Below are 7,258 nucleotides of genomic sequence, written 5' to 3'. Positions count from 1 at the left end.
ATGAGTAACGAAAAGATCAGTGAGAATCTGATCCGCCGAAAGCCTAAGGGTTCCTGAGGAAGGCTCGTCCGCTCAGGGTAAGTCGGGACCTAAGGCGAGGCCGAAAGGCGTAGTCGAAGGACAACAGGTCGAAATTCCTGTACCACCGTAAATCGTTACGAGCGATGGGGGGACGCAGTAGGGTAGTGACGCAGGCTGATGGATGCCTGTCCAAGCAGTAAGGCTGATGTGTAGGCAAATCCGCACATCGGAAGGCTGAGCTGTGATGGGGAGTGAAAATTACAGTAGCGAAGGTCATGATCTCACACTGCCAAGAAAAGCCTCTAGCCAGATGAAGGTGCCCGTACCGCAAACCGACACAGGTAGGCGAGAAGAGAATTCTAAGGCGCGCGGAAGAACTCTCGTTAAGGAACTCGGCAAAATGACCCCGTAACTTCGGGAGAAGGGGTGCCCCGGTAGTGTGAATAGCACGAGGGGGCCGCAGTGAAAAGGCCCAAGCGACTGTTTAGCAAAAACACAGGTCTGTGCGAAGCCGTAAGGCGAAGTATACGGGCTGACGCCTGCCCGGTGCTGGAAGGTTAAGGGGAGTGGTTAGGAGCAATCCGAAGCTGTGAACCGAAGCCCCAGTAAACGGCGGCCGTAACTATAACGGTCCTAAGGTAGCGAAATTCCTTGTCAGGTAAATTCTGACCCGCACGAATGGCGTAACGACTTGGGCGCTGTCTCAACGAGAGATCCGGTGAAATTTTAATACCTGTGAAGATGCAGGTTACCCGCGACAAGACGGAAAGACCCCATGGAGCTTTACTGCAGCTTGATATTGAATTTGGGTACGATCTGTACAGGATAGGTGGGAGCCTTTGAAGCATGAGCGCCAGCTTGTGTGGAGGCACCGTTGGGATACCACCCTGATCGTATCTAGGTTCTAACCTGGTGCCCTTAGCGGGTACGGGGACAGTGTCAGGTGGGCAGTTTGACTGGGGCGGTCGCCTCCTAAAGAGTAACGGAGGCGCCCAAAGGTTCCCTCAGAATGGTTGGAAATCATTCGAAGAGTGCAAAGGCATAAGGGAGCTTGACTGCGAGACCTACAAGTCGAGCAGGGACGAAAGTCGGGCTTAGTGATCCGGTGGTACCGCATGGAAGGGCCATCGCTCAACGGATAAAAGCTACCCTGGGGATAACAGGCTTATCTCCCCCAAGAGTCCACATCGACGGGGAGGTTTGGCACCTCGATGTCGGCTCATCGCATCCTGGGGCTGAAGTAGGTCCCAAGGGTTGGGCTGTTCGCCCATTAAAGCGGTACGCGAGCTGGGTTCAGAACGTCGTGAGACAGTTCGGTCCCTATCTGTCGTGGGCGTAGGAAATTTGAGAGGAGCTGTCCTTAGTACGAGAGGACCGGGATGGACGTACCGCTGGTGTACCAGTTGTTCCGCCAGGAGCACCGCTGGGTAGCTATGTACGGACGGGATAAGCGCTGAAAGCATCTAAGCGTGAAGCCCCCCTCAAGATGAGATTTCCCAGTATGTAAGACCCCTTGAAGACGACGAGGTAGATAGGCTGGGGGTGGAAGTGCAGCAATGCATGGAGCTGACCAGTACTAATCGGTCGAGGGCTTATCCAATAGCAAGTTTTGAGTCGCGTGAGTTTCGTTTCGAATCTAGTTTTCAGAGAACAACACTCTGAATGACATGAAAATCGGTACATCCCTTAAGGTGTGGTTGATTTTCAGTTCCGACTGAATGGAAGAAGCACAGCTTCGATCCAATCGCGTTTGGTGGCGATGGCGGAGGGGTTCCACACGTACCCATCCCGAACACGACCGTTAAGCCCTCTAGCGCCGATGGTACTTGGACCGCAGGGTCCTGGGAGAGTAGGACGCCGCCAAGCAAAGAACCACTGCCGATGATGTTCGGTGGTGGTTTTTATTTGTGTACTATAATTGATGAACATAAAAGAAGGCATTTTAGGAAAACTTAATTACAAACACATTGAAAGCATGCGTACCGATCAGATGAAAGGGCGCTTTTTTGTTATATACCCGGATTGTGTCCACACAACGCATACAGTTGTATACAAGAGGGAATACACCTGATTGTTTCAAGGAGTTTCCCTTGACATTTCAAATATCGCTTTGCTAAGATGGACAATAATATATTTTCAGAAAACGAATTTTCGGCATAAAATACAGCCTGGAATCTTCGGGTTTTGGTCCGTAAAGCTGAGCAAACATAAGGAGGAACACTTGCGTGTGGGAAGATAAATTTGGTAAAGAAGGCTTCACCTTTGATGATGTATTGCTAGTGCCGCGGAAATCCGAGACACTGCCAAAAGAAGTAGATGTATCTGTTCGTTTGAGCGATAATGTCAAATTGAACATTCCTTTGATCAGCGCAGGGATGGATACTGTTACTGAGGCGACACTGGCGATTGCCATTGCACGTGAAGGCGGTATTGGTATTATTCATAAAAATATGTCGGTTGAACAACAAGCCGAAGAAGTAGATCGAGTTAAGCGCTCGGAGAGTGGTGTTATTACGAATCCTTTCTCATTGACGGCTGAACATCTGGTATCTGATGCTGAAGAGGTTATGGCAAAATACCGGATCTCTGGTGTGCCCATTGTTGAAGGGGACCAAAAGCTCGTAGGAATCCTTACAAACCGTGACTTGCGTTTCATTCATGATTACAGCATTAAGATCAGTGAGGTTATGACTCGTGAGAACCTTGTTACAGCCCCTGTTGGCACAACACTGCAAGAGGCAGAGGGTATTTTGCAGAAGCATAAAATTGAGAAACTTCCATTGGTAGATGAGTCCAACACATTAAAAGGTCTTATTACCATTAAAGATATTGAAAAAGCAATTCAATTCCCTAAAGCTGCTAAGGATGCGCACGGTCGTCTTTTGGTTGGTGCTGCGATAGGTATCTCCAAAGATACATTTGAGCGTGCTGACGCTCTGGTACAAGCTGGGGTTGACTTAATCACTGTAGACTCTGCCCACGGACACCATATTAATATCATCGATGCGGTACGTCAGCTTCGCGAACGTTTCCCTGAGTTAACCATTGTTGCTGGTAACGTTGCTACTGGTGAAGCAACTCGTGATTTAATTGAAGCTGGAGCCTCGGTCGTGAAGGTCGGAATCGGTCCGGGTTCGATCTGTACAACTCGTGTTATTGCAGGAATTGGTGTTCCGCAAGTTACAGCGGTATATGACTGTGCTACCGTAGCACGTGAATACGGTGTGCCGATTATCGCTGACGGTGGTATCAAATACTCTGGTGAGATCACTAAGGCTATCGCTGCTGGTGCTCACGCAGTTATGCTGGGAAGTTTGTTCGCAGGTACGGAGGAAAGCCCAGGTGAATCAGAGATCTATCAAGGACGTCGCTTCAAAGTGTATCGTGGTATGGGTTCCATGAGTGCAATGAAACAAGGTAGTAAAGATCGTTACTTCCAAGACGACGACAAAAAACTGGTGCCTGAAGGTATCGAGGGCCGTGTAGCTTACAAAGGTCCGTTGTCTGATACCATTCATCAGTTGATCGGTGGTCTGCGTTCGGGTATGGGATACTGCGGAACGAGCAATTTGGATCAGTTGCGAAATGATACAAGCTTTATCCGTATTACAGGTGCTGGCCTTCGTGAGAGCCACCCGCATGATGTGCAGATTACCAAAGAAGCACCTAACTACTCGTTGTAATCCGAAGAGAGTTAATGATTTCCAGGACAAGCTCGGCGATTTTCGCCGAGCTTGTCTTTTTTTGCGGATACCCCTGTGATAGAATAGAACAAGCGGTTGCGGTCCAACGACGGATCTGGGCGTTGCGGCGATTTTTTGACGTGATCCCTAGAAGGTTTGTTGGATGAACGAAGAAAGCCAGATATGGCTGATCCCGCTGCAGTAAAAGCCGATGTTCAATTACATAAGCATGCGGCAAGATGCGAACGAACTGACAATCGAACTGAACGTTTAAGCAAACAATTTGCTTATTCTAATACAGTGCATATAGCAGAGACATATACACATCTAATATCACAATGACAGGGTTTAAGAAAACGCAGTATAAGCTGCACCGGGGCATCTCATCCAGAAGCTTCGGATCGAAGGGAGTATTCATCATTGAAAGCCAAACACATGAATAAGAAGAAACGTCATATCCTCAAAAAGAGCGCAGCCTCGGTTATGCTCCTTAACATGCTTTGCATGTCTGCAGTAATGCCCGTAATGGCGGCGGCGGACAACTCCAGTCAGGTTTTGACAGCAGCCGCAGCAGCAAAATCCACAGCAAAAGCGGTGAAAATTCCAGCGGCTGACTCGCTTGGGCTTGATGTAAGATCAGCAGTGCTGATGGAAGCCTCCACAGGTCAAATCTTGTTATCAGTTGATGCAGATAAGGCAATGCCTCCAGCAAGCATGACCAAGATGATGACAGAGTACATCGTTGCTGAGCAGGTTAAACAAGGGAAGTTTGGCTGGGATACTGTAGTTGAGGTTAGTAAGAACGCAGCTAAGAGTATCGGCTCACGTATTTTCCTCGCTGAAGGTGACAAACACACGGTGAAGGATCTGTATATCGCTATGGCTGTTGGATCAGCAAACGATGCTACGGTGGCATTGGCTGAGTATGTTGCGGGTTCGGAAGCAGAATTCGTGAAAATGATGAATGAAGAAGCGAAACGGATGGGCATGAAGGATACCCACTTCATTAACTCTACAGGTCTGGATCGTGCAGATATGCCAGCGGAGTTCCGTCCGGCAGAAGACAAGGAAACGGTGATGTCCGCTTTGGATGCTGCTATTCTGTGCAGATACATTGTCAAGGATCATCCGGACTACAAAGATTTTACGACGATTCAATCTTACAAGTTCCGTCCTAATGACAAGGCACCAATCATCAACTATAACTGGATGCTGGAAGCGAATAAAAATATAACCAACTTCAAAAGCTACGCATATGAAGGTCTGGATGGGATGAAAACAGGCCACACAAGCAATGCGGGCAATAACTTTACGGGTACAGCTGAGCGTAACGGCATGCGTTTGATCAGTGTAGTTATGGGTACAGACTCCGAATCTGCACGTTTTAGAGAGACCAAAAAGGTGTTGGACTACGGCTTTGATCATTTCGAAGTAAAACAGGCTGTTGCAGGCAAAACCAAAGTCACAGGCTGGGAAACGGTACCGTTGAAAAAAGGGAAAGAGACGACAGTTCCTGTCGTAACCGATAATGCAGTGAGCTTTGTTGTACCCAAAGGCACTCAAAACCTGGATGTAACATTCAAAGCAAGTGTAACCGAAGCAGACAAGCTGGTTGCCCCAATCAAGGCGGGTACTAAGGTAGGCACGGTAACGTACACTTACAAGGCAGAGGGAATGGAGCCCCAGGAAAAAACGGTAAATCTGATTACAGCTGAAGAGGCCGAAAAGGGTGGCTGGTTCCGTCTCTTCTTCCGTGCAATTAAAGATTTCTTCATTGATCTGTTCGACGGAATTAAAAACTTGTTTTAACCGAAAATGGTCATATTGAAACAAAAAGTGCCCCTTCTGCAGGGGCTTGGGCAGTTAATTGTTCATAAAATACAAACTAATACTGCATGAGTGGATTGTATATTTACAATTTTTCCGGTAAAATATCAAGTTAGAATTCTACGTATTAGAGCATAAAAGTATACCATTCTTTCATCTGAATAAAAGCAGTATTACGTTTGTTATTACGCTTGTTGAAAATGAGAGAAAACACATACACTACGGGGGGCTTGGAATATGGAAACGGGAACATCACGCGTTAAAAGAGGTATGGCTGAAATGCAAAAAGGCGGCGTAATCATGGACGTCATGAACGCTGAGCAGGCTAAAATTGCGGAAGCAGCAGGTGCAACAGCAGTAATGGCACTTGAGCGTGTTCCTTCCGATATTCGTGCAGCAGGTGGGGTCGCACGTATGGCTGATCCAACTATTGTTGAGGAAGTAATGAAGGTTGTAACAATTCCTGTTATGGCAAAAGCGCGTATTGGTCACTATGTAGAGGCTAAAGTGCTTGAGTCACTGGGTGTCGATTACCTGGATGAGAGTGAAGTACTGACTCCTGCGGATGAAGTATTCCATATTGATAAACATGAGTTCACTGTACCGTTTGTATGTGGAGCAAAAGACCTGGGTGAAGCTCTTCGCCGGATCGGTGAAGGTGCATCTATGATTCGTACAAAAGGCGAGCCGGGAACAGGCAACATTGTTGAAGCAGTACGCCATATGCGTTTCATCAACAGCCAGATTCGTAAAGTAACCAATATGTCGAAGGACGAGCTGTATGCAGAAGCAAAGAACCTTGGTGTTGCATACGAGCTTTTGCTTGATGTACATGAGAACGGAAAACTGCCAGTAGTTAACTTTGCAGCGGGCGGCGTAGCAACTCCGGCAGATGCAGCGCTTATGATGCACCTTGGGGCAGATGGCGTGTTCGTAGGTTCCGGTATTTTCAAGTCAGACAGCCCGGAGAAGTTTGCTCGTGCGATTGTGGAAGCAACAACTCACTACACAGATTATAAATTGATTGCCGAGGTCTCCAAAAATCTGGGAGCACCAATGAAAGGTATCGAAATTTCCAAACTTGCACCTTCCGAGCGTATGCAGGATCGCGGCTGGTAAGAGAAGGGGAATAATAGATGAAGATTGGCGTTCTGGCACTGCAGGGTGCTGTTACAGAGCATATAAAGAGCGTGGAGCGTGCTGGAGCTGAAGGTATAGCCATCAAGCAGGTTGAGCAGTTAGAGCATCTGGATGGTCTGATCCTGCCGGGTGGAGAGAGTACAACGATTGGCAAGCTGATGCGCAAGTATGGATTTTTGGAAGCCATTCGTGCATTTGCGGCTGAAGGGAAGCCCGTGTTCGGTACCTGTGCAGGTCTGATTGTTATGGCGAAGTGCATTCAGGGTCAGGAAGAAGCTCATCTGGAGCTTATGGATATGACCGTATCCCGTAATGCATTTGGAAGACAGAGAGAAAGTTTTGAGACAGACCTGCCTGTCAAAGGCATTGATGAAACCGTACGAGCTGTATTCATACGAGCTCCATTGATTGAGAGTGTTGGCGACCAGGTCGAGGTTCTGTCAACTTACAAAGATGAGATTGTTACAGCACGTCAGGGACATTTACTGGCTTGCTCTTACCATCCAGAGTTAACGGATGACTATCGTCTGCATGCTTACTTTGTAGATATGGCCAAAGCATATAAGCAATCGTAAGTAGTAAATAAA

Annotated in this window: 4 protein-coding genes and 2 rRNA genes (1 of these 6 cut by a window edge); all 6 read left to right on the top strand. The window is 47.6% G+C overall.

The features are described from left to right. A 23S ribosomal RNA gene (locus ABXS70_RS25750) occupies positions 1 to 1,621 on the top strand (it extends 1,323 nt beyond the left edge of the window). A 149-nt stretch (positions 1,622 to 1,770) separates the two neighbouring features. Beyond that, positions 1,771 to 1,887: ribosomal RNA gene (gene rrf, locus ABXS70_RS25745) — 5S ribosomal RNA — on the top strand. A 359-nt stretch (positions 1,888 to 2,246) separates the two neighbouring features. Next, the gene (gene guaB / locus ABXS70_RS25740) at positions 2,247 to 3,704 is read left to right on the top strand and encodes an IMP dehydrogenase (protein ID WP_342553634.1); all 1,458 of its coding nucleotides are present in this window, start codon (positions 2,247 to 2,249) and stop codon (positions 3,702 to 3,704) included. Between the two features lie 420 nt (positions 3,705 to 4,124). Beyond that, on the top strand, positions 4,125 to 5,513 hold the full coding sequence (locus ABXS70_RS25735; protein ID WP_366291958.1) for a D-alanyl-D-alanine carboxypeptidase family protein: 1,389 nt from the start codon (positions 4,125 to 4,127) through the stop codon (positions 5,511 to 5,513). Between the two features lie 255 nt (positions 5,514 to 5,768). Next, complete coding sequence (gene pdxS / locus ABXS70_RS25730) at positions 5,769 to 6,650, top strand: pyridoxal 5'-phosphate synthase lyase subunit PdxS (protein WP_062329598.1); 882 nt, start codon at positions 5,769 to 5,771, stop codon at positions 6,648 to 6,650. A 17-nt stretch (positions 6,651 to 6,667) separates the two neighbouring features. Then, positions 6,668 to 7,246 carry a pyridoxal 5'-phosphate synthase glutaminase subunit PdxT gene (pdxT, locus tag ABXS70_RS25725; RefSeq protein WP_342553636.1) on the top strand — a complete coding sequence of 193 codons (579 nt, stop codon included), beginning with the start codon at positions 6,668 to 6,670 and terminating at the stop codon, positions 7,244 to 7,246. Positions 7,247 to 7,258: the final 12 nt, after the last annotated feature.

This window comes from Paenibacillus sp. AN1007 (assembly GCF_040702995.1).
Lineage (GTDB): Bacteria > Bacillota > Bacilli > Paenibacillales > Paenibacillaceae > Paenibacillus.
The sequence above is the reverse complement of the archived record's forward strand: the minus strand, read 5'-3'. Positions and strand labels throughout refer to the sequence as shown.

What these genes read in the sequence shown, in the direction of transcription:
- pdxS (WP_062329598.1), top strand. Translation starts at nt 5,769, where the DNA reads ATGGAAACGGGAACATCACGCGTTAAAAGAGGTATGGCTGAAATGCAA.
- pdxT (WP_342553636.1), top strand. Translation starts at nt 6,668, where the DNA reads ATGAAGATTGGCGTTCTGGCACTGCAGGGTGCTGTTACAGAGCATATA.